Origin of the sequence: Streptomyces sp. Je 1-332, assembly GCF_040730185.1 — a bacterium.
In the GTDB taxonomy this organism is placed as follows: Bacteria; Actinomycetota; Actinomycetes; order Streptomycetales; family Streptomycetaceae; genus Streptomyces.
The window spans coordinates 1,192,991-1,215,220 of sequence record NZ_CP160402.1; the positions used below are offsets into that span (position 1 = coordinate 1,192,991).

17 protein-coding genes are annotated in these 22,230 nt (G+C 70.9%); 8 read left to right on the forward strand and 9 right to left on the reverse strand.

Going from position 1 to position 22,230, the window contains the following annotated elements:
- Nucleotides 1-8 precede the first annotated feature (8 nt).
- Nucleotides 9-1,991 (reverse strand): acetoacetate--CoA ligase, encoded by a 1,983-nt coding sequence (locus ABXJ52_RS05595; RefSeq protein ID WP_367039735.1) that lies wholly within the window; start codon nucleotides 1,989-1,991, stop codon nucleotides 9-11.
- A gap of 214 nt (nucleotides 1,992-2,205) precedes the next feature.
- Between ABXJ52_RS05595 and ABXJ52_RS05600 the strand changes: the two genes are divergently transcribed.
- Complete coding sequence (locus ABXJ52_RS05600) at nucleotides 2,206-4,572, forward strand: TIM-barrel domain-containing protein (RefSeq protein ID WP_367039737.1); 2,367 nt, start codon at nucleotides 2,206-2,208, stop codon at nucleotides 4,570-4,572.
- Here ABXJ52_RS05600 and ABXJ52_RS05605 read toward each other — a convergent pair.
- Nucleotides 4,563-5,096 carry an NUDIX domain-containing protein gene (locus ABXJ52_RS05605; protein WP_367039739.1) on the reverse strand — a complete coding sequence of 178 codons (534 nt, stop codon included), beginning with the start codon at nucleotides 5,094-5,096 and terminating at the stop codon, nucleotides 4,563-4,565. The genes ABXJ52_RS05600 and ABXJ52_RS05605 overlap by 10 nt on opposite strands.
- A gap of 82 nt (nucleotides 5,097-5,178) precedes the next feature.
- On the opposite strand from ABXJ52_RS05605, the gene ABXJ52_RS05610 reads away from it, so the two are divergent.
- The 5 genes from ABXJ52_RS05610 (at nucleotide 5,179) to glpK (ending at nucleotide 10,402) form a co-directional block, all read left to right on the forward strand.
- Nucleotides 5,179-5,985 carry a M15 family metallopeptidase gene (locus ABXJ52_RS05610; RefSeq protein ID WP_367039741.1) on the forward strand — a complete coding sequence of 269 codons (807 nt, stop codon included), beginning with the start codon at nucleotides 5,179-5,181 and terminating at the stop codon, nucleotides 5,983-5,985.
- Nucleotides 5,986-6,087: 102 nt separating this feature from the next.
- Nucleotides 6,088-6,531, forward strand: a complete 444-nt coding sequence (locus ABXJ52_RS05615) for a zinc ribbon domain-containing protein (RefSeq protein ID WP_367048829.1) — start codon at nucleotides 6,088-6,090, stop codon at nucleotides 6,529-6,531.
- Nucleotides 6,528-7,718, forward strand: a complete 1,191-nt coding sequence (locus tag ABXJ52_RS05620; protein ID WP_367039743.1) for a lipid-transfer protein — start codon at nucleotides 6,528-6,530, stop codon at nucleotides 7,716-7,718. The genes ABXJ52_RS05615 and ABXJ52_RS05620 overlap by 4 nt, the downstream gene beginning before the upstream one ends.
- Before the next feature lie 393 nt (nucleotides 7,719-8,111).
- Nucleotides 8,112-8,867, forward strand: a complete 756-nt coding sequence (locus ABXJ52_RS05625) for an MIP/aquaporin family protein (protein ID WP_367039745.1) — start codon at nucleotides 8,112-8,114, stop codon at nucleotides 8,865-8,867.
- Nucleotides 8,868-8,881: 14 nt separating this feature from the next.
- Nucleotides 8,882-10,402: a glycerol kinase GlpK gene (glpK, locus tag ABXJ52_RS05630; protein ID WP_367039747.1), complete on the forward strand. Its 1,521-nt coding sequence runs from the start codon at nucleotides 8,882-8,884 to the stop codon at nucleotides 10,400-10,402.
- Nucleotides 10,403-10,486: 84 nt separating this feature from the next.
- On the opposite strand, the gene ABXJ52_RS05635 is transcribed toward glpK, so the two are convergent.
- From ABXJ52_RS05635 to ABXJ52_RS05655, 5 genes are read right to left on the reverse strand one after another with little or no spacing between them, the layout of a single operon-like run.
- A complete protein-coding gene (locus ABXJ52_RS05635) occupies nucleotides 10,487-11,092 on the reverse strand; it encodes an ATP/GTP-binding protein (RefSeq protein ID WP_367039749.1) in 606 nt (201 codons plus the stop codon).
- Nucleotides 11,073-14,756, reverse strand: coding sequence for a hydantoinase B/oxoprolinase family protein (locus tag ABXJ52_RS05640; RefSeq protein ID WP_367039751.1), 3,684 nt, complete (start codon nucleotides 14,754-14,756; stop codon nucleotides 11,073-11,075). The genes ABXJ52_RS05635 and ABXJ52_RS05640 overlap by 20 nt, the downstream gene beginning before the upstream one ends.
- Before the next feature lie 25 nt (nucleotides 14,757-14,781).
- Complete coding sequence (locus ABXJ52_RS05645) at nucleotides 14,782-15,186, reverse strand: DUF742 domain-containing protein (RefSeq protein ID WP_367039753.1); 405 nt, start codon at nucleotides 15,184-15,186, stop codon at nucleotides 14,782-14,784.
- 9 nt (nucleotides 15,187-15,195) lie between these two features.
- Nucleotides 15,196-15,636: a roadblock/LC7 domain-containing protein gene (locus ABXJ52_RS05650; RefSeq protein WP_367039755.1), complete on the reverse strand. Its 441-nt coding sequence runs from the start codon at nucleotides 15,634-15,636 to the stop codon at nucleotides 15,196-15,198.
- Entirely contained in the window at nucleotides 15,633-18,638 is a 3,006-nt protein-coding gene (locus ABXJ52_RS05655) for a nitrate- and nitrite sensing domain-containing protein (RefSeq protein ID WP_367039757.1), read from the reverse strand. The genes ABXJ52_RS05650 and ABXJ52_RS05655 overlap by 4 nt, the downstream gene beginning before the upstream one ends.
- A gap of 453 nt (nucleotides 18,639-19,091) precedes the next feature.
- Between ABXJ52_RS05655 and ABXJ52_RS05660 the strand changes: the two genes are divergently transcribed.
- Nucleotides 19,092-19,553, forward strand: coding sequence for a hypothetical protein (locus ABXJ52_RS05660; protein ID WP_367039759.1), 462 nt, complete (start codon nucleotides 19,092-19,094; stop codon nucleotides 19,551-19,553).
- 77 nt (nucleotides 19,554-19,630) lie between these two features.
- On the opposite strand, the gene ABXJ52_RS05665 is transcribed toward ABXJ52_RS05660, so the two are convergent.
- Nucleotides 19,631-20,788 (reverse strand): FAD-dependent oxidoreductase, encoded by a 1,158-nt coding sequence (locus ABXJ52_RS05665; RefSeq protein WP_367039761.1) that lies wholly within the window; start codon nucleotides 20,786-20,788, stop codon nucleotides 19,631-19,633.
- Nucleotides 20,785-21,105 (reverse strand): bifunctional 3-phenylpropionate/cinnamic acid dioxygenase ferredoxin subunit, encoded by a 321-nt coding sequence (locus ABXJ52_RS05670; protein WP_367039763.1) that lies wholly within the window; start codon nucleotides 21,103-21,105, stop codon nucleotides 20,785-20,787. Before ABXJ52_RS05670 ends, ABXJ52_RS05665 begins: the two co-directional genes overlap by 4 nt.
- 190 nt (nucleotides 21,106-21,295) lie before the next feature.
- Between ABXJ52_RS05670 and ABXJ52_RS05675 the strand changes: the two genes are divergently transcribed.
- Nucleotides 21,296-22,138 (forward strand): IclR family transcriptional regulator, encoded by an 843-nt coding sequence (locus tag ABXJ52_RS05675; protein WP_367039765.1) that lies wholly within the window; start codon nucleotides 21,296-21,298, stop codon nucleotides 22,136-22,138.
- Nucleotides 22,139-22,230 lie beyond the last annotated feature (92 nt).

Genomic DNA, 22,230 nt, shown 5'->3' on the forward strand with positions numbered 1-22,230 from the left:
GGCGGGAGTCAGGAGCGCTTGCGGGCCAGTTCCTCGTAGAAGCGCAGGAGGTCGAGGTTGTCCACCGAGCCGGGGTTGACCGCCTTGTCCAGGGCCGTGCCCTGGAGCAGGCGTTTGACCGGGACCTCGATGCGCTTGCCGGTCAGGGTGTGCGGGATGGCGGGCACCTCGATGACCTCGTCGGGGACATGGCGCGGGGAGAGTTGGGCTCGGATCGTCTGCTTGATGCGGTCGCGCAAGGCGTCGTCGAGGGTGGCGCCGGGGGCGAGGTGGATGAACAGGGGCATCCAGTAGCCGCCGTCGGGCTGTTCGACGCCGATGACGAGGGATTCGCGGATCTCCGGGAGGCGTTCCACGGCTTCGTAGATGTCGGCCGAGCCCATGCGTACGCCCTGGCGGTTGAGCGTGGAGTCGGAGCGGCCGTGGATGACGACCGAGCCGCGCGAGGTCACGGTGATCCAGTCGCCGTGGCGCCAGACGCCGGGATAGGTGTCGAAGTAGCTGTCGTGGTAGCGGCTGCCGTCCGGGTCGTTCCAGAAGTGGATCGGCATGGAGGGCATCGGGTTGGTGACCACGAGTTCGCCGACCTCGTCGATGAGGGGCTTGCCCTGGGGGTCCCAGGCCTGGAGGTCGGTGCCGAGGCCGGGGGCCTGGAGCTCGCCGATGTGGACGGGCAGGGTCGGTACGGCTCCGGCGAAGCAGGAGCAGACGTCCGTGCCGCCGCTGACCGAGGCCATCCACAGGCCGCCGGGGGTCTGGTCGAACTCGTCGTGCAGCCAGCGGAATCCGTCGGGCGGGAGGGGTGAGCCGGTGGTGGCGACGCACTTGACGGTGGAGAGGTCGAAGTCGCGGGCCGGGTGTACGTCTGCTTTGCGGCAGGCCATGACGTACGCCGCCGATGTGCCGAAGAGGGTGGCCTTCGTGCGCTCTGCGATGCGCCACTGGGCGCCGGTGTCGGGGTAGCCGGGGCTGCCGTCGTAGAGGACGATCGTGGTGCCGGTGAGGAGGCCGGAGACGAGGAAGTTCCACATCATCCAGCCGGTGGACGTGTACCAGAAGAAGCGGTCGTCGGGGCCCAGGTCGCAGTGCAGGCCCAGCTGCTTGAGGTGTTCGACGAGGATGCCGCCCTGGGACTGGACGATGGCTTTGGGCAGGCCCGTGGTGCCGGAGGAGTAGAGCACCCACAGGGGGTGGTCGAACGGGACCGGTTCGAAGACGGGTGCCGTATCCGAGGCGGTGAGGGCGGCCCATTCCAGGGCGCCTTCGGGGGCCTCGGTGCCGAGCAGCGGGATGTGGACGACGGCGCGCAGGGTGGGCAGTTCGCGGCGCAGTTCGGCGACGGCGTCGCGGCGGTCGTGCTCCTTGCCGCCGTAGCGGTAGCCGTCGACGGTGAACAGGACGACCGGTTCGACCTGCTGGAAGCGGTCGAGGACGCTGCGTGCGCCGAAGTCGGGGGCGCAGGAGGTCCAGACGGCGCCGACGGCCGCGGTGGCCAGGAGGGCGACGACGGCCTGGGGGATGTTCGGGACGTATCCGCTGACGCGGTCTCCGGGGCGCACGCCCAGGGTGCGCAGCTCCGCCGCGAGGGAGCCCACCTGACGGCGCAGCTCGCCCCAGGTCACGGCGGCGGGCTGATGGGTCTCATCAACGTGGAGGAGAGCCGGGTCGCCCGCGCGCGTGGGGTCCTCGGCGGCACGCAGGGCGTGTTCGGCGTAGTTGAGCGTGGCCCCGGGGAACCATTCGGCGCCCGGCATCGAGCGGTCGCCGAGTACGCGCGCGTAAGGCGTCGAGAACCGCACGTCGAACCAGTCGGTGACCGCTTTCCAGAACGTGTCCAGTTCGTCCACGGACCAGCGGTGCAGGGCCGCGTAGCCGCCTTCGGCGGGTGCTCCGTGGCGTTCGGCGGCCCATGCCTGGAAGCGCGTGATCTGCGCGGCGGCGATCCGTTCCTGGTCGGGCTGCCAGAGCGGTGAGGGGTTCGCTGAGGACATGGGTCGGCTCCCGGGCTCTACGCGTCGTATGCGTGTGTGGTGCGCGCGTGCTGGTCGTGCGCGCGACACGGCTGACAGGGACGATGCCACGTGATCGATTTCGACACCAGGGTGTGCCTCACACAGTCGGCGTGGCGGATATGTGCCGTCGCCCCAGGTGAACGGCAGTTGAACGATGCCCATGCGCGGCTTCTTCGGTGGCAGGGTGAGCAGCATGAACGGTCGTGACCTGGTGCGTTCGATGAAGGCGGTCAGCTTGGTCGGTACGGCGCAGGGGTTGCGTGCGGTGCGGTCCTCTTGGCGCAGGCGGCGGGTGGACGCGGCGGGGCTCGCTCCCCGGGGTGTCGAGCGCACGCGGGTGCCCGGTCCGGTCACGGGGGTGGAGCCGGGGCCGGGAGGCGGGGTGGTGCGGTTCGCCCGTTCCGAGTTGCGGGTGCGGGTCACGACGGGCGGGGCCGTCTTCTGGGGCTGGGACGGTGCGGAGCCCGATCCCTCGTACGCGCTCGTCAGCGGGGGTCCGGAGGCTGACCCGCGGGCCGTCCTCGAGCCGGACAAGGAGGGCGGCTGGCGGGTGGTGTCGGAGCGGGCGACGGTGGTCGTCTCGCGGCTCGGCGCCGTGGAGCTGCGGACGCCCGGCGGTCTGATGCTGCGCCGTGATCTGCCGCCCCGCTGGTGGGAGACGGAGGACGGGGCCGTGCGCTGGCTGCAGCGCTCGCAAGTGGCGGCGGACGCGCGGTTCTTCGGACTCGGGGGACGCGCTCGGGGGCCGCGGCTGCGGAACGGCACGTACCGCCTGTGGAACACCGATCCCGGGCGTTCGTTCGGGCCTGGCGACGGCCCGTTGTACATCACCATGCCCGTGCAGCTCGTCGTGGCCGATGTCGGCTGTCATCTGGTGTTCCACGACAGCACGTGGGACGGCACCGTGGCGGTGCGCGAGGGCGCGGAGGGCGCGGGGTCGGGGCATGACAGGCCGGGTTCGTCCGAGGTGCGCATGGACGGTGGGCCGCTGCGGTGCTGGGTGATGGTGGGCACTCCCGCGCGCGTGCTGCACACATGGGCCTCGCTGACCGGTCAGCCCGCTCTGCCGCCCGCGTGGGCGCTCGGGCACCATCACGCGCGGTGGGGCTTCGGTGGTGAGCGGGAGGTGCGGCGCATCGCGGCCGGTTACCGGGAGCGGGGGCTGCCGCTGGACGCCGTTCATCTGGACATCGATCACTACGAAGCACATCAGGTGTTCACCGTCGACAAGGAGACGTATCCCCATTTGCCGCAGCTGGCCGACGACTTGCTCAGGGACGGCGTGCGCCTGGTGTCGATCGTCGATCCGGCGGTGAAGGCGGAGCCGGGCAACGAGGTCTACGACAGCGGCCGGGCGACGGACGCTTTCGTGCGGGACGCCGCGGGGCGGACGGTGCACGGGGTCGTCTGGCCGGGGCAGGCGGTGTATCCGGACTTCACGGACGCGCGGGTGCGGGCGTGGTGGGGTGGCCTGTACAAGGAACGGCTTGCCCAGGGGTTCGCGGGTTTCTGGCACGACATGAACGAGCCGGTGTCCTTCGCCGCCTTCGGGGAGCCGACACTGCCCCGTTCGGCCCGGCACGCCTTGGAGGGCCGCGGCGGTGACCACCGTGAGGCGCACAACGTGTACGGCCTCGGGATGATGCGCGCCGGGTACGAGGGCCTTGCCGAACTGCACCCCCAGGAGCGGCCGTTCCTGTTCTCGCGCTCCGGGTGGGCGGGAATGCAGCGCTACGGAGGCACGTGGTCGGGGGATGTGGCCACGGGGTGGCCGGGGCTTCGGGCGTCGCTTTCGTTGGTCCTGGGTCTGGGGCTGTGCGGTGTGCCGTACTCGGGTCCTGATGTGGGCGGGTTCGACGGCAGTCCGTCACCCGAGCTGTACCTGCGGTGGTTCCAGCTCGGGTCGTGTCTGCCGCTTTTCCGTACGCATGCCGCGCTGCGGGCCGGGCGCAGGGAGCCCTGGGAGTTCGGGCCCGATGTCCTTGAGCACGCGCGCGTGGCGCTCGTCGAGCGCCGGCGGCTGCTGCCGTACTTCGTGACGCTCGCGCATCTGGCACGGCGTACGGGAGCGCCGTATGTGCGGCCGCTGTGGTGGGGCAGTCCGGAGGACCGGGAGTTGCGTGACTGCGAGGACGCGTTTCTGCTCGGGGACTGTCTGTTGGTGGCGCCGGTGTTGGAGCCGGGAGCTGTCCGGCGCACGGTGCGGCTGCCGGCGGGCCGTTGGTACGACACGGTGACCGGCCAGATGTATGAGGGGCCCGCCCGGGTTCTTCTGGAGGCTCCCCTGTCGCGGATCCCGGTGCTCGCGCGGGCCGGTGCGGTGCTTCCGGTGCGGGGCGCCGACGGTGGGCTCGAGCTGGAGGTGTGGGCGCCGACTCCGGGGCGTACGGGAGGCGGCCTGGTCGTTCGGGACGCGGGTGACGGGTGGGAGCAGCCGGAGATCGAGCGGTTCACCGCGCGGTGGGTCGGCAAGCGGGTTGTGGTCGAGCGGGAGGGCGGGGAAGCGGGCGAGGCCGGGCTGCGGGTGACGGTGCGGGGAGGCGTGGGACCTCAGACGTAGCGCCCTTCGAACCAGGCGCGCACGGCCAAGGTGTGCAGGGGGAAGGCGAGTTCGGCGGGGCGGTGCAGCAGGTGCCAGCCTTCGGTCTCGCCCGTGGGGGCGGGGTCCGGCAGCTCGGCCGCCGGGCGTTCGGGCAGGAGACCGAAGAGCAGGAGGTAGCCGTCGGGTGCGCTGAGCGCGTCCGCGAGGCGGACGTCGCGGCTCGCGGCACTGATGCCGGTCTCCTCCGCCAGCTCGCGGACGACGGCGTCCCGCCAGTCCTCCCGGTCGTCGATGAATCCTCCGGGCAGGGCCACCGCCCCGCGCGCGGGGGCGATGGTGCGGGTCACGACGACAAGGGCGGTGCCCCTGGTGTCGTACACGGGTAGTAGCGCCACCGCCACGGGCAGCGGATTGCGGTAGACCACCGTGCCGCAGGCGGGGCACATGCGGGGCCAGGCGGAAACGTGGTCCCCGTAGGGCGTCCCGCAGCTCGAACAGTGGGAGCCCGGTACGGGTTCGGCGTGGTGCTGGGTGGCGGACACGCGCGGACTGTATCCGATCTCTGTCGGATACTCCGGTGACGGTCTTTCCCCGCGAGGGCGGATCCTGATAGATGCAGGGTTCATGACAGGACTCACCGCCGCGCTGCGGCATCTCGCCGTCACCGCCACCGCTCTCGCCGCCGTGGCCGCCGCCCCCTCTGCCGCTCACGCCAAGCCCGAACCCAAGGCTCCCGATGAGTTCGTGGCGTTGCGCGACGTCGACCCGACGATCATTCAGGAGATGCGTTACCTCACGCCGCACAACTTCGTGGGTGCGCCCATCGACGGCTACAAGAAGCCGATGTGCATCCTCACGGAGCCCGCGGCCAAGGCCCTGCACAAGGCCCAGCGGACTTTGCTGCGCAAGGGCTACTCACTGAAGGTGTACGACTGTTACCGGCCACAGCGGGCGGTCGACCAGTTCGTGCGCTGGGCCGAGGACCTCGGCGATGTGCGCATGAAGGCGGAGTTCTATCCCCACGTCGACAAGTCGCGGTTGTTCGAGGACGGTTACATCGCGGCGAAGTCCGGGCACAGCCGCGGCTCGACGCTCGATCTGACGGTCGTGAAGCTGCCCGCCCTGCCGACGCGCCCGTACATCCCCGGGGAGCCCCTCACGCCCTGCTTCGGGCCCAAGGGCGAGCGCTTTCCCGACAACTCCGTGGACATGGGGACGGGGTTCGACTGCTTCGACACCCTCTCGCACACGGACGACCCCCGGATCACCGGCAAGCAGCGTGCCAACCGTGATCTGTTGCGAGGCGCGCTCACCAAGGTCGGATTCGTCAACCTCCCCGAGGAGTGGTGGCACTTCACGTACAAGCCCGAGCTCTTCCCGGACACGTACTTCGACTTCCCCGTGGCGCGCCGCTCGCTGCAGGGGAAGTAGCGGGCGCCGGGCTACTGACGGGATCCGGTTGCCCGTGGCACACTTCTGACGTTCCGTCAGATCCAGTGTCGTGGAGGAGCCTTGCCGCATACGCGTACTCCCGTGGTCACCGGCTGGTTCGCCGGGGAGGGAGACAACTTCCGCCTTCTGGGCACGCGGTGCTCGGCCTGCGCCAGTGTCTTCTTCCCCCGCGAGGACGGCTTCTGCCGCAATCCCGGCTGCCCGGGCGGTGACCTCGACGAGGTGCCGCTCTCCCCGCGCGGACGCGTGTGGTCGTACACGGACAGCCGCTACCGTCCTCCCGCGCCCTATGTGTCCGATCCGGAACTTCCGTGGGAGCCCTACGCGTTGATCGCTGTGGAGCTGGAAGCGGAGCGGATGGTGGTGCTCGGCCAGTCGGTTCCGGGGGTCACCGTCGCCGATCTGGAGGTCGGCATGGAGGTGGAGGTCGTCCCCGGGGTGCTGGACGAAGGCGGCGGAGGCCGTGAGGCCGAAGGGGACGCAGCGACGACGTGGTACTGGCGGCCGGTGGGGGTGGGCGCATGACCAGCGAGGTGGCGGTGCTCGGCGCGGGCATGCATCCCTGGGGCAAGTGGGGCCGCAGCTTCGTCGAGTACGGCACGGCGGCGGCTCGCGCGGCGCTCGCCGACGCCGGGGTGGACTGGCGCGACGTGGGTTCGACCGTCGGCGCCGACACGGTGCGCGGCGGCTATCCCGGGTACGTGGCCGGGGCGACCTTCGCGAAGGCACTCGGCTGGCAGGGCGCCCGGGTCGCGAGCGTGTACGCGGCGTGCGCGTCCGGGGCGCAAGCCATCAACACGGCTCGTACGCAGATCCTCGCGGGCCTCGCCGACGTCGTCCTGGTGGTCGGGGCCGACGCGGCGCCCAAGGGATTCTTCCGGCCGGCCGGGGGCGAGCGGAACGACGACCCGGACTGGCTGCGGTTCCGGCTCCTCGGCGCCACCAACCCCACGTACTTCGGCCTGTACGCGCGCCGCAGGATGGCGGTGCACGGCGACACTCTGGAGGACTTCGCCCAGGTCAAGGTGAAGAACGCGGCGGCGGGTGCGCTCAATCCGAACGCGCGCTACCGCAAGAGCGTCAGCGCCGAAGAGGTGGCCGCGTCGGCCGTCGTCGCCGACCCCTTGCGGCTGCTCGACATCTGCGCGACCTCCGACGGAGCGGCGGCGCTGGTGCTCTCCAGCATGGAGTTCGCGCGGCGGCACGGCACGGCGGAACCGGTACGGATCCGAGCGGTGTCCACGGTGACGCCCACCTACCCGACCACCGTCCTCGACCTGCCCGACATCGCGACGGACTCCGCGGCCGCCGTGGCGCCGGCCGACGGGACCTTCCGCGCGTCCATCGCGCACGCGGCGTACGAAGAAGCGGGCATCGGGCCCGACGAGCTCTCCTTGGCGGAGGTCTACGACCTCTCCACCGCGCTCGAACTGCAGTGGTACGAGGATCTGGGGCTCTGCGGCGAGGGAGAGGGGGCCAAGCTGCTGCGAGAGGGGGCGACCGCTCCGGGCGGGCGCATACCGGTCAACCCCAGCGGCGGACTCGCCTCCTTCGGAGAGGCCGTGCCGGCCCAGGCCATCGCCCAAGTGTGCGAGCTGACCTGGCAGTTGCGGGGCACTGCGGGAGCGCGACAGGTCGCCGGGGCGCGTGCGGGGATCACCGCGAACCAAGGGCTCTTCGGGCACGGCTCCTCGGTCGTCGCGGTGTGCTGAGCGCTGTCACCGGCTCTCCCCCGCTCGTCACGGCGGAAGACCACGGGCGCCTCGCGGGGGAAGGACTCACGCCGGTTAACCGTTGTCGTCCGCGACCTTGACGCTCCATCACCACCGGTGAACACTTCCGGTGTCAGTCGGCATCGCCGCACTTCGGCTCCGCGCCATTCAGGGCCCCTGTACGCGCGAAGGTCTGCACGAACGGCCTGTTCAGCGGGTCATCCCCCTCTGGGCGATTCGACTGCGACGGCACGCTCGCCATGGAAGCCGGGCGGGGCGCGGGACACCCCTGCCTTCGGCTGACGTCACCGGGCACGGCCAGGCAGTAGTCGTGGAACGCACCCAGCACGGAGTACCGGGGCCACCGCCCCGGGCGAGGCCCTAGGAGCCGCCATGTACTCGAATGGGGACATCTTCGTCGGTGAGATCATCGGCACCGCGATCCTGATTCTCTTCGGCGCCGGCGTGTGCGCCGCCGTCACCTTGAACCACTCGAAGGCGAAAGCCTCCGGATGGGTCGTCATCGCCTTCGGATGGGGCTTCGGCGTGCTCGCCGGCGCGTACACCGCGGGCCCGCTCTCCGGCGGACACCTCAACCCCGCGGTCACGCTCGGCATCGCCATCGACACCGGGGAGTGGGGCGAGGTCTGGATCTATCTGCTCGGGCAGATGGTCGGCGCGATGCTCGGCGCGGTCCTCGCGTATCTCGTGTACTACGCGCAGTTCAACGCCAACGTCTCCCGGAACGTGAAGGACAAGCTGACCACCGCGCACGAGCCGACGCCGACGCTCGGTGTCTTCTCGACCATCCCGGAGATCCGCAACACGGCCGCCAACCTCGTCACGGAGATCATCGCGACCATCGCCCTGGTGCTGCCCATCCTCGCCTTCGGGCTCACCGAGGGGCTCGGCGAGTCCGGCACGCAGACGCTGATCGTGGCGTTCCTGGTCGTCGGCATCGGCCTCTCGCTCGGTGGGCCCACCGGTTACGCCATCAACCCGGCCCGCGACCTGGGCCCGCGCATCGTGCACACGTTCCTGCCGATCCCGAACAAGGGCACGTCCGACTGGAGTTACGCCTGGATCCCCGTGGCCGGGCCGCTGATCGGCGGAGCGCTCGCAGGTCTCATCTACAACGTAGCCTTCTGACGCTAGGGGTAGCCATGCCGGACAACTCCGAGAAGTTCGTCGCCGCCATCGACCAGGGCACCACCTCCAGCCGCTGCATCATCTTCAATCACGCGGGCGAGATCGTCGCCGTCGACCAGCGCGAACACCGCCAGATCTTTCCGAAGCCGGGGTGGGTCGAGCACGACGCCACCGAGATCTGGTCCAAGGTGCAGGCCGTGGTCGCGGGAGCGATCGCCAAGGCCGGGCTCCGCGCCGACCAGCTCAGCGCCCTCGGCATCACCAACCAGCGCGAGACGACGGTCCTGTGGGACCGCGCCACGGGCAAACCCGTCCACAACGCGATCGTCTGGCAGGACACCCGGACCTCGGCCCTCTGCAACGAACTGGGCGGCGCGGACGGCCAGGACAGGTTCCGGGAGCAGACCGGGCTGCCGCTCGCGAGCTACTTCTCCGGGCCCAAGGCCGCCTGGCTGCTCGACAACGTACCGGGGCTCAGGGCGCGCGCCGAGCGCGGCGAGATCGCGTTCGGAACCATCGACTCCTGGCTCATCTGGAACCTCACCGGCGGCACGGAAGGCGGAGTCCACGTCACGGACGTCACCAACGCCGGTCGCACCATGCTGATGAACCTGGCCACCCTCGAATGGGACCAGTCGATCCTGGCCGCGATGAACGTCCCCGAGGCGGTCCTTCCGGAGATCAGGTCCTCCGCCGAGGTCTACGGCACAGCCGTCGGGCAGCTCGCCGGAGTGCCGGTCGCCTCCGCGCTCGGCGACCAGCAGGCGGCCATCTTCGGGCAGGCCTGCTACGACACGGGGACGGCCAAGAACACGTACGGGACCGGCAGTTTCCTGTTGCTCAACACCGGTAACCGGCCCGTCCCCTCGAAGAACGGGCTGCTGACCACGATGGGCTACAAGATCGGCTCCGAGGCGCCCGTCTACTGCCTCGAAGGGGCGATCGCGATCACCGGCGCCCTGGTGCAGTGGTTCCGCGACCAGCTCGGCATCATCCGCAGCGCGGACGAGATCGAGACACTCGCCGCGAGTGTGGAGGACAACGGTGGCGCGTACATCGTGCCCGCGTTCTCCGGCCTCTTCGCGCCCTACTGGCGCTCCGACGCGCGCGGTGTCGTCACCGGACTCACCCGGTACGTGACCAAGGCGCATCTGGCGCGCGCCGTCCTGGAGGCGACCAGCTGGCAGACCCGCGAGGTCGTCGACGCCATGTACCAGGACTCCGGGGTGCAGCTGCGGTCCCTGAAGGTGGACGGCGGCATGACCAAGAACAATCTGCTGATGCAGCACCAGGCGGATGTCCTCGGGGTGCCGGTGATCCGGCCGAAGGTCTCCGAGACGACGTGTCTGGGCGCCGCGTACGCCGCCGGTCTCGCGACCGGTGTGTGGAACGACCTCGACGAGCTGAAGGCGCACTGGCAGCAGGACGTCGAGTGGACGCCGGTGATGGACTCGGAGGCGCGTGAGCGCGAGTACCACAACTGGCACAAGGCGGTGGAGCGGAGCTTCGGCTGGCACGAGGACGGCGTCGGCTGAGCCGGGAGCCGGGCCGAGGATGACCGCGGCCCGTACCCCGGTCGGCGGGGGTACGGGCCGTGACCGCGCACGGCCTTCAAGCCCTCACGTGGTCGCTGGTTCCCTGGCCGCGGCCGCGGTTTCCATCGCGTGCTGGACGACTCCGATGAGTACTTCCTTGACGGACTGCCGCTCGCGCGCGTCGCACATCAGCACGGGAACACCGGGGTCGAGGTCGAGCGCCTGACGCACGGCGTCGGCGGGGTAACGCGACGCGCCCTCGAAGCAGTTGACGCCGACGACGAAGGGTATGGAGCGGCGCTCGAAGTAGTCGACGGCCGCGAAGCAGTCCTCCAGGCGGCGGGTGTCGGCGAGGACCACGGCGCCCAGGGCCCCGGTGGCCAGCTCGTCCCAGAGGAACCAGAAGCGGTCCTGGCCCGGGGTGCCGAAGACGTACAGGACCAGGTCCTCGCGGAGCGTGATGCGCCCGAAGTCCATGGCGACGGTGGTGGTGTGCTTGCCCGAGACGCCGCTCGTGTCGTCCACCGGGCGGCCGGCCTCGCTGAGCAACTCCTCGGTGCGCAGCGGTTTGATCTCACTGACGGCGCCCACGAGGGTCGTCTTGCCCACGCCGAAGCCGCCGGCCACCAGGATCTTCAGCGTCACCGGCTCGACGGGGGCCTTGCCGCGCTCAGAACGCTTGAAGATCATTGCTCGCTTCTCCTGGATGAGGGGTGTCTCGTGCACCAGAGGTGACAGTGGGGTCAGTGGGGTCAGTGGTGTCGCGCGGGGCCGGGCCGTATCCGCCGCCGCCCGGAGTTTCGATCACAAGTACGTCGTCGGCGCCCACGTCCGCGAAGTCGCTGCCGTCCAGCACCTGGACACCGCCGTCGGCGCGCTCGACGCGGCCCGTGCCGAGCGCTCCGGGGCTGCCGCCCGCCATGCCGTACGGCGCCACCCTGCGGTGCTGCGAGAGCGTGGAGACCGTCATCGGCTCGCGGAAGCGGATGCGGCGCACCGCACCGTCCCCGCCACGCCACGTGCCGGCGCCGCCGCTGCCCCCGCGCACCGCGAACTCCTCGATGAGCACGGGCAGCCGCCACTCGAGGACCTCGGGGTCGGTGAGCCGGGAGTTGGTCATATGGGTCTGGACGACGGACGCCCCGTCGAAACCGTCGCCCGCCCCGGAGCCCGAGGCCACCGTCTCGTAGTACTGATGGCGGTCGTTTCCGAAGGTGACGTTGTTCATCGTCCCGGAGCCCTCGGCCTGGACGCCCAGGGCCCCGTAGAGGGCTCCGGTGATCGCCTGTGAGGTCTCGACGTTCCCGGCGACGACCGCCGCGGGCGGCTCGGGGGCGAGCAGGGAGCCGGAAGGCACGATGATGTGCAGGGGCCGCAGACAGCCGTCATTGAGCGGGATGTCCTCGGCCACCAGGGTGCGGAAGACGTACAGGACGGCTGCGTTGACCACCGCGAAGGGCGCGTTGAAGTTCGTGGCCAGCTGGGGGGACGTACCGGTGAAGTCGATGGTCGCCGAACGGGACTCGCGGTCGACCGAGACACGGACCCGGATGACGGCCCCCGAGTCGGTCGGATAGGCGAACTCGCCCTCTTCCAGGGCGTCGATGACACGGCGTACCGCTTCTTCGGCGTTGTCCTGCACGTGCCGCATGTACGCCTGGACGACGTCGAGCCCGAAGTTCTCGATCATGCGCGCGACTTCGTCGACGCCCTTTTGGTTGGCGGCGATCTGGGCGCGCAGGTCGGCGAGGTTGGTCGCCGGGTTGCGGGAGGGGTAGGGCGCGTCGGTGAGCAGGCCAAGGGTCTCGTGCTCGCGGAAGCGACCACCCTCCACGAGGAGCCAGTTGTCGAAGAGGATGCCCTCCTCCTCGATCGTGCGGCTGTTCGCCGGCATGGATCCGGGGGCGATGCCGCCGATCTCCGCGTGGTGCCCGCGCGACGCCACGTAGAAGAGGACCCGCTCCCCCGGGGTGTCGAAGACCGGCGTGATGACGGTGACGTCCGGGAGGTGGGTCCCGCCGTGGTACGGGTCGTTGACCGCGTAGGTGTCCCCGGGACGCATGCTGCTGCCCCGGCGCTGGATCACCTCCTTCACGCTGGTGCCCATCGAACCCAGATGCACCGGGATGTGCGGGGCGTTGGCGACGAGGTTGCCGTCCGGATCGAAGAGCGCGCAGGAGAAGTCGAGACGCTCCTTGATGTTGACCGACTGGGCGGTGGACTCCAGGCGGGCGCCCATTTGTTCGGCGATCGACATGAAGAGGTTGTTGAAGACCTCGAGGAGGACGGGGTCGGCCTCGGTGCTCACGGCGGAACCCTCGGGCGCCGCCACACGTTCCATGACCAGGTGCCCCTCGGGCGTCATGGCCGCCTGCCAGCCGTCGTCCACGACCGTCGTGGCGCCGTCCTCGGTGATGATCGCCGGTCCCTCGACGCTCTCGCCGGGCGTCAGTTCGTCACGGCGGTGCAGGAGTACGTCGCGCCAAGTGCCGCCCGTGTGCAGGCTGACGGTCTCCGGAGTGCCGCGGTGCGTGTCACCGGTGAGCGCGGAGAGGTCGGGCTGCTCGGTGAGACCGGTGGCCTCCACGGAGAGCGCCTCGACGACGAGGGGGCGGTCCAGGGTGAAGGAGTAGGTGGTGCGGTGGAGTTCCTCGAAGGCGCGGGTCATGCTGTCCGGCTCCGTGAGCTCCACGGTGAGCGTGGTGTCGGTGCCGTCGTAGCGCAGCTGGGCGCGGCGTGTGACGCGGATGTGGTCCTCGGGCACGTCCTCGGCGAGGAGCTCGGCGCGGGCGGCCTCTTCCAGGTCGTCGGCGGTCTTCAGGACGCGGGGCATCGCGGACGGTTCGAGGCGGGCCTCCACGGACTGCTCGCGCATCGCGGTGGTGTCGGCGAGGCCGATGCCGAGCGCGGAGAGCACTCCCGCCATGGGGGGTACGAGGACGGTGCGGATGCCGAGCGAGTCGGCGACCATGCAGGCGTGCTGGCCGCCCGCGCCGCCGAACGTCGTGAGGGCGTAGCGGGTGACGTCGTGGCCCTTCTGGACCGAGATGCGCTTGACGGCGGCCGCGATGTTGGCGACCGCGATCTGCAGATAGCCCTCGGCGACCTGTTCCGGAGTGCGGTCGTCGCCGGTGTGTTCCCGGATGTCGTGGGCCAGCTCGGCGAAGCGGTCGCGGACGAGTGTCTCGTCGAGCGGCTGATCGCCGTCAGGTCCGAACACTGGGGGGAAATGGGCGGGTTGGATGCGTCCGAGAGCGACGTTGGCGTCGGTGACGGTGAGCGGGCCGCCGCCGCGGTAGCTCGCCGGGCCCGGGGCGGCGCCCGCCGAGTCGGGGCCCACGCGATAGCGGCTGCCGTCGAAGTGCAGGACGGAGCCGCCACCCGCCGCGACGGTGTGGATGTCCAGCATCGGCGCGCGCAGCCGTACGCCCGCGATCTGCGTGGTGAAGACCCGTTCGTACTCGCCCGCGTAGTGCGACACGTCCGTGGACGTGCCGCCCATGTCGAAGCCGATGACCCGGTCGAATCCCGCGCGCTGCGACATGCGGGCCATGCCGACGATGCCGCCCGCGGGCCCGGAGAGGATCGCGTCCTTGCCGCGGAAGTGGCCCGCTTCGGTGAGACCGCCGTTCGACTGCATGAACATCAGGCGCACGCCGCTGAGCTCGTCGGCGATGTGCTGGACGTAACGGTGCAGGACGGGCGACAGATACGCGTCGACGACCGCCGTGTCGCCGCGCGGGACCAGCTTCATCAGCGGGCTGACCTCGCTGGAGAGTGAGACCTGCGGAAAGCCCGTGCGGACGGCCAGTTCGGCGATGGCCTGCTCGTGGGCAGGGTGCAGATGGCTGTGCACGCAGACCACCGCGACGGCCCGGATGCCGTCTTCGTAGGCCGCGCGCAGCGGCCCGGCGAGCTGCTCCAGGTCGGGCGCCCGCAGGACCTCGCCCTCGGCGGTGACCCGTTCGTCGGCCTCGATGACCCGGTCGTACAGCAGCTCGGGCAGGACGATCTCGCAGGCGAAGATGTGGGGGCGGTTCTGGTAGGCGATGCGCAGGGCGTCGCCGAAGCCGCGGGTGATCACCAAGGCGGTCGGCTCGCCCTTGCGCTCCAGGAGGGCGTTGGTGGCGACGGTGGTGCCCATCCGGACGACACCGATGGGGACCTCCGCCGTGTCGTCGGGGGCGTCGGGGGCGGCGCCCAGGAGTTCACGGATACCCGCGACGGCCGCGTCGGCATAGCGGGACGGGTTGTCCGACAGGAGTTTGTGCGTGAGCAGACTCCCGTCGGGACGCCGGGCGACGATGTCCGTGAAGGTGCCGCCCCTGTCGACCCATAACTGCCAGCCAGTCACGTCTCACTCCCCGCTTCCGCGCTGTTCAGAGCGCCCGGAGGCCGTTGATCACGTCGCGCAGAATACTCTCGTCCGGCAGTTCCGCAGGGGGTACGGGACGTGTCACGTGCACCAGTTCGTCGTCGACGAGATCGCCGATGAGTACGCGGATGACGCCGATGGGAAGGTCCAGTTCGGCCGCCAGTTCGGCGACCGACTGGGGGCTGTCACGGCAGAGCCCGACGATGTCCACGTGCTCCGGAGACAGCGTCCTGTCCGCCTCCGGGTCGCCGGCACGGGCCTCCGCGATGACGACCGCGATCAGATCGAGGCGGTGCTGGGCCGGGCTGCTGGTCCGGCCGCGCGTCATCGCGTACGGCCGCACCACGGGCCCGGCGTCGTCGTCGAACCAGCGAGGCGTCCCCTGTGTCCCTGTGCCGTCTTCGCTCATACCCTCCCGCTACCCTCCCGTGGGCAGGTCGGTGCGCGGCGCCGTACCCAGATGCACACCCACCCTCTTGACCAGCAGCGTCATCTCGTACGCCACCAGACCTACGTCGGAGTCCGCGTCCGCGAGGACGGCGAGGCAGCTGCCGTCGCCCGCGGCCGTGACGAACAGGAACGCGTCATCGAGCTCGACCACCGTCTGGCGGACCCTGCCCGCCTCGAAGTGGCGTCCCACGCCCTTGGCGAGGCTGTGGAAGCCGGAGGCGACAGCGGCGAGGTGCTCGCTGTCCTCCCTGGTCAGGTCCTGCGATACGCCGGTGGGCAGGCCGTCGCCGGAGAGCACGAGCGCCTTGCGGATGCTGGCGACCCGCTGCACCAGGTCGTCGAGGAGCCAGTTCAGCTCCCTCGCCGCCCCGGTATTGGCGATGCGTGCGTCGGCCTTCGGTGCGGTCATCGACCGTCCCCCTCAGATGTCGTTCCTGGTGCTGTGCCGTCAGGGGCGTCTTCGCCCGCGGCGTTCTCTTCACGGCCACGCTGCCAGCCACGCTGGAGCGAAGCCATCCGGCTGCGTACCTCGTCGGCGTCGCGCTCCTGCGGCCTGGTCGCGGCCGGGGCCGCGTCGCGTTCGGTGCGCTGGTCCGGTCCGTCCTTCAACTGCGGGGCGAGATTGGCCTGGCGGACGCGCCGGGGCAGCCCGCCGGGTGCGGAGGTGGGCGCGGGCGCCTGGGACTCCGTACGCGGGGACTCCGTACGTACGGTCTCCGTACGCGGGGACTCCGTACGTGCGGCATCCGTACGCGAGGACTCCGTGCGCCGGCTGCGGCGCGGGAGGTCCGGCGGGGCGTCGGACGCGGTGACGTCGCGGTGCGGCGGGGAGAGGTCGGGCCAGGCGGACTGCGGCTCGGGGCGGCGCGGCAGGTCGATGGGCTCGGCCGCGGGACGTCCGCTGCCACCGTCGTCACGGTCCACGGCACCGCCCTGGGGGCGCCCCACGGGGGCTTCACGGCGCTCCGGGCGCTCGGGGCGCTCCGGCGCCGCTTCATCGTCCTCCACGGCGCCACGGGGCCTGTTCTGCGCCACGGGGCGCCCGTGGGAGGAGACCAGCTTCGGGGTCCTGCGGCGGGGCAGCTGTACGGGGTCTGCGAGGGCCGGGTCCGGGTCGTCGTCGGGGGCGCCGAAGCCACTGCCGTTGCCGCGTGCCGGCAGGCCGTCGGGGCGGGTGGGCTCGCGCTCGCCCGTCTCCCGCTCGTCGCGCGCCTGTTGGTGCTGTTCGTCCCCCTGGACCCCGGCGACGCGGCGGCGCGGGCGGAAGAGTCCGCCGCGCTCGCTGTCGGTGTCGCCGAGGTCGCCGAGGTCACCGATCGCGCCCGGGAAGGGGTCGAGGCCGGCCATGCCGACCGGCGCCTCCAGCTCGACGGGGCCGTCGAGGACGGACGCGGGAAGACCCGGCAGCTGTACGGGCACCTGTCCGAGCGCGGCCTGCTTGTCGCCCGCGGTGTCGCGGCCCACGGCGTCCTTGGGCTGCGGCCGGTCGAGTCGGAACCCGATGCCGTTCGTGTCCGGTACGTCGTCGGTGAGCAGCGTCTCCGGGATGAACACCACGGCGGTGGTCCCGCCGTACGGAGAGGGCTGCAAGGAGACGCGTACGCGCTGGCGCTGGGCCAGGCGGCTCACTACGAAGAGGCCGAGGCGGTCGGTGTCGGAGAGCTCGAACTCCGGTGTCTCCGCCAGGCGGAGGTTGGCGTCGAGGAGCGCGTCGGCGGCCATGCCGAGGCCCCGGTCGTGGATCTCCAGGGTGAAGCCGTTCGCGACGTGCTCCCCGAGGACCTGCACCGCGGTGTGCGGGGGCGAGAACACCGTGGCGTTCTCCAGGAGTTCGGCCATCAGGTGGGTGAGGTCGGCGACCGCGGGCCCGGTGACGGCGATCCGCGGCAGGCGGCGCACCTCGATGCGTTCGTAGTCCTCGACCTCGGCGACGGCCGCGCGGACGACGTCCATGAGCTGGACGGGCTTGCGCCACTGCCGGGACGGGGCGGCGCCGGAGAGGATCACCAGGCCCTCGGCGTGCCGTCGCATGCGCGTGGTGAGGTGGTCGAGGCGGAAGAGGTCGGCGAGTTCGTCCGTGTCCTCGGTCCTGCGCTCCATCGTGTCGAGCAGGGTGAGCTGCTTGTGCAGGAGCACCTGGCTGCGGCGGGCGAGGTTCACGAAGACCTCGGAGACGCCGCGGCGCAGGTCGGCCTGTTTGACGGTGGCCTCGACGGCGGCGCGCTGCAGGGTGTTGAGGGCCTGGCCGACCTGGCCGACCTCGTCCTTCTCGTACGTCAGGCGCGGCGCCTCGGTCTCCACGTCGACCTGTTCGCCCGCCGCCAGGCGGCGCAGCACGCCGGGCAGCCGGACGCCGGAGGCCTCGTGGGCCTCCAGGCGCAGTCGGCGCAGGTCACGGATGAGGCTGCTGCCGATGCGTACGGACATGAAGACCGAGAACAGGAGCGCGAGCAGACCGAACACGCCCGCGACGACGACCCGCACGATCACGCCGACCGCCACCGGCTCGACGCGCTCCTGGAAGCGGTCGCCCGCCGCCTTGTCGCGCTCGGCGAGATCCTTGAGCGCCTTGCCCGAAGCGGCGTCCCAGCGCGCCGACGTGACGGCGCGCGGGGTCCCGGGCGAGGATTCGATGACGGCCTTCTCGGCCGACCTGAGCTCCGTCGTCTCGGCGCCGTTCCAGTACCGCTCGTACCCGGCGCGCTCGTCCTCCGGCAGCTGCGCGAGGTTGACCTCGTACAGCAGCGTGCGCTGGGCCCTGAGGTCGGAGATCTCCCGGATCTCGGCCTTGGTGAGCCGGCGCGCGACCAGAGCGGATCCGAGCAGCGCGTCCTCGCGGGAGAGCAGTTCACGCGCGCGGGTGACGCCGACGAGCGCCCGGCCCTGCTGGTCCATCTTCACGTCGTCGAGGCCGTGCAGGGACATCAGGAAGCCGTAGCAGGGGTCGATCAGCTTCGTGTACATCTTCAGCGCGCCCGCGCGGGTGATCGTGCCTTCCTCGACCGTGCGGCGCAGCGACTCGATGCCGTCCAGGGAGTCGAGGAGCGAGGCGAGCCGGTCGGCCGAGGGTCCGGTGACCTCGTCCCGCACGTCCGGATGCTCCGCGTTCTCCACGACCTTGGTGACCGTCTTGTCGGTGGCCGTCTGGCTGCGGCGCAGCGCGGCGAGCGCGTCGGAGGCGCGGGGGTCGGCGAGGTAGACGAGGGTCTGGCGACGTTCCTGCTGGACGACCCGGGCGGTGTCCTCGATCGGGTAGCCGATCTTCTCGACGACATTGGCGACGTCGACGAGGTCCTTGGCCGACTGGCCGGTGAGGTAGGTGGCGAAACCCCACATCGCGGTCAGGGAAATGAGCGGCACCAGCAGCAATGCCACGATCTTCCGGCGGATGGACTTCCCGCGAAAGCGCATGGCCTCCCCCAGATCGACCCCCTGCGGCCGCGCTATGGCCAGGGGCACACATGTGCGTCAACAAACGGCGTGAGCCTACTACTGACACAGGAGTAACTCGAAGGCACGTCCGGACGGATTTCAGCCGTGACGCAAAAGGGACGTCACCAGTTGTCCCTCCAATTCAGGAGATTGCATCCCGCGTGTGGCACATGCCACTCGGCACAGTCCACCTTGCCCTGGGGCCCAGTTGGCCGGATCTCTTCGCTTTTCCGAACGCTTGGGAATCTTCCCGGGCTCTCGATCGTCTTTCTGTACGGGAGTTGGGGACGTGGGGGCAGGGACGGCGGGCACCAGAGGCCCGCATGCCGTCATCAGGTGGCGTAAAGCCGCGTATACCGGGCAGCCACTGGAGAGTCGGATCCGCCGGCATCTCATCGAGCGGCCCGTGGGGCATCGGGGGAGTGACAGTTGATGGGCACGGCAGAGCGCCAGAGGACGGCCGGGGATGAGCAGGAGACATCCAGGCGTCAGTCCGGCGAGGACCGCAGGGAGTTGTGGGTCGAGGAGCCGGCGCGCAGACGGCGCCTGCCCGATCCGGTGCGTACGGCCGCGGTGCGAGCCGTGCTCATCGTCGCGCTGACCCTGATACAGGCGATGACGGCGTTCCTGTGTGCGCTGGCCGGATCCTGGCTGTCCTTCCCTATGGTGCTCAGCAGCGTGGCCAGTACGGTCGTCGCCACCTGGGGCGTCCTGGACGTGTGGGTCACTCGACAGGTGTGGAACCAGCGGCATGGGGTGGTGTCGGTCCCGAGCAGCACCGCGCGTCAGCTGCGGCGCGAACGGCGTCGGGCCCGTCGGCAGGCCCGGACGGCGGGGCGGAGCGACGAACGCATACGGCGGCGTGGCGCGGCAGGGCAGTTGTCGCACTCCTAGGTGCGGTTCCGGTTCCGGCAGACGCGTGGCCGGCAGAGCACTCCCGGCACCCACGCTTCCGGCACGTCCTCCGGCCGTCACGCCGCGACCGGCACCTCCGCGAGCATGCCGCGCCGCATCCGCATGAACGGCCTCGGCCGGTCCACCGCGAGGGCGGCCGTGGTCTGGCCCTCCCGTTCGTATGCGGCGAGGAAGCTGCCCTCGTCCAAGGAGCCTTCGAGGAGGCGCACGGTGTCCTCGGCGTTCCGCCGGCCGGCGAACTGGATGCGGGAGCCGTACTGATCGGACCAGAAGTACGGCAGCGGGCGTACGGTCTCGGCGGTATGACCGGCCAGCAAGTTGCCCACGGCGACACGGGGTTGCTCCGTGGCGCTCGTCCAGTGCTCGGCACGCACGCCGCCCACCCGGGCGACATCGCCCACCGCGACGACGTGCGGAAGACCGGTGACGCAGCCGTCGTCGCAGAGCACTCCGTCACCCACGGCGAGCGTCGAGCCCGCGAGCCAGCCGGTGTTGGGAGTGGCCCCGATGCCGACGACGACCACGTCCGCCGGGAGCAGACGGCCGTCGGCCAGCTCCACCGCGCGTACGGCCCGCTCACCGTGCAAGGCGGCGACACCGGTGCCCGTCACGAGCTCCGCTCCCCCGCGTGCGTGCAGCCCGGCACAGAAGGCCGCCATGTCCGCGCCCAGTTGCGGCAGGAGCGGCAGCGGGGCGGCCTCGACGACCGTCACCTCGTGCCCGAGCGCCACGCACGAGGAAGCCGTCTCGGCGCCGATGAAACCGCCGCCGATCACCACGACCCGCCGCGGCCCCGCGGTCAGCTCCGTGCGCAGGGCGCGGGCGTCGTCCAGAGTGCGCAGGGTGTGCACTCCCGCCAGGGAGGGCCCCGGCAGCCGACGCGCGGCGGCGCCGGTCGCGATGACCACTCCGTCGCTCGCGACGGTCCTGCCGTCCTCCAGGACGACGGTGCGGCCGCGCGGGTCGAGGCCTCGGGCGCGCACCCCGAGCAGCCACTCGGCGGCGAGTTCGTCGCTCTCCTCGTCGTCGGACAGGGCGAGTTGGTCCTCGTCGGCCTTGCCGGTGAGGAAGTCCTTGGAGAGCGGCGGCCTGTCGTACGGTGGGTGGGGCTCGTCGCCGATGATCACGAGCCGCCCGTCGTATCCCTGGGCGCGCAGCTCGCGGGCAGCGTAGAGCCCGGCGAGCGAGGCGCCCACCACGGTGATGGTCCTCATGCTGCGGAACCCTCCTCGGCCACGAGGTGGACGTGGATCGTGCCGTCGTCGACGCTCACCCGGTGGGTGCGCACGGCGCGGCGGGCGGGCAGACAGGTCGGCCGCCCGGTGCGGAGATCGAACGAGGCGGCATGGAGCGGGCATTCCACCAGGCAGCCCTCGAGCCAGCCCTCGGAGAGAGAGGCGTCCTGGTGGCTGCAGGTGTCGTCGATGGCGTAGATCTCGCCGTCGGCGTTGAACACCGCGATGGGAGGTGTGGTGTCGACACGGACGGATTCGCCCGCGGGGAGGTCTTCAAGGCGGCAGACGGTAATCATGGGCCCCCCTCTTGATCTCTCTCGGCCCGGTCCTGACACCTTCTCGGTCCAGGACCCTTCGGTAACATCCTGTTTCGTATGGCGCACGAGGGAGCGCTATGCGCAACAGAATCCGGCTGGGATGCCCACCGCGTCAAGGGCTTCCCGAAGATGCGGCTTCAACAGGCCGCGAAGTGGTGAGAGTTGAGATATGACCGGCACGCGGAAACAGCCTGATCAGAACAAGGAGCCGCGCGGGAACGAGGCCGACGAGACCCGCGAGAAGCAGCCGAAAGCAGCCCCTGCTTCCGTCCAGTCCGTGGACCGCGCGGTCAGCGTCCTGGAGATACTCGCCCGGCTCGGCGAGGCCGGGGTCACCGAGATCGCCGACGAGTTGGGGGTGCACAAGTCCACGGCGTTCCGGCTGCTCGGCGTGCTGGAGAACCGGGGGCTCGTGGGCCAGGCCAAGGACCGCGGGAAGTACTTCCTGGGGGCCGGCGTACTGCGCCTCGCGGGGGCGGCGGCAGTGCGTCTGGACATCTCCCAGGAGGGCGGCCCCGTCTGCCGTGACCTCGCCGACGAGCTGGGCGAGACGGTCAACATCGCGATCCTGGACGACGACGCCGCGGTCAACATCATGCAGGCCCGTGGGCCCGCGTCCGTGACCGCGCAGAACTGGCTGGGCAGGCGCACGCCGCTGCACGCCACCTCCAGCGGCAAGATCCTCCTCGCCCATCTGCCGACGACGCTGCGCGAGGGTTTGATAGCGCGGACGCTGCCGCGCCTGACCGAGCACACGGTGACCGGAACGGCCGCGTTGCGCGGCGATCTCGAGGCCGTCGTCGACCAGGGCTTCGCCATCGCCGTGGAGGAGCTGGAGGTGGGTCTTGCCGCCGTGGCGGCGCCGGTGCGTGCGCACGACGGCAAGGTGATCGGGGCGCTGAGCGCGTCGGGGCCCGTGTACCGCCTGACGGAGGACCGCCTCACCGAGCTCGCCAAGCGCACGGTCGCCGCGGCCGTGGAGCTCTCGCGGCGGATGGGCTACGGCTTCTGACCGACGCGCACCACGCCTGCGAGCACGCACGGAACACGAGGGCGGAACCGGCATGGCCCGGTTCCGCCCTCGCCTTGTGTCGGCGGCGTTTC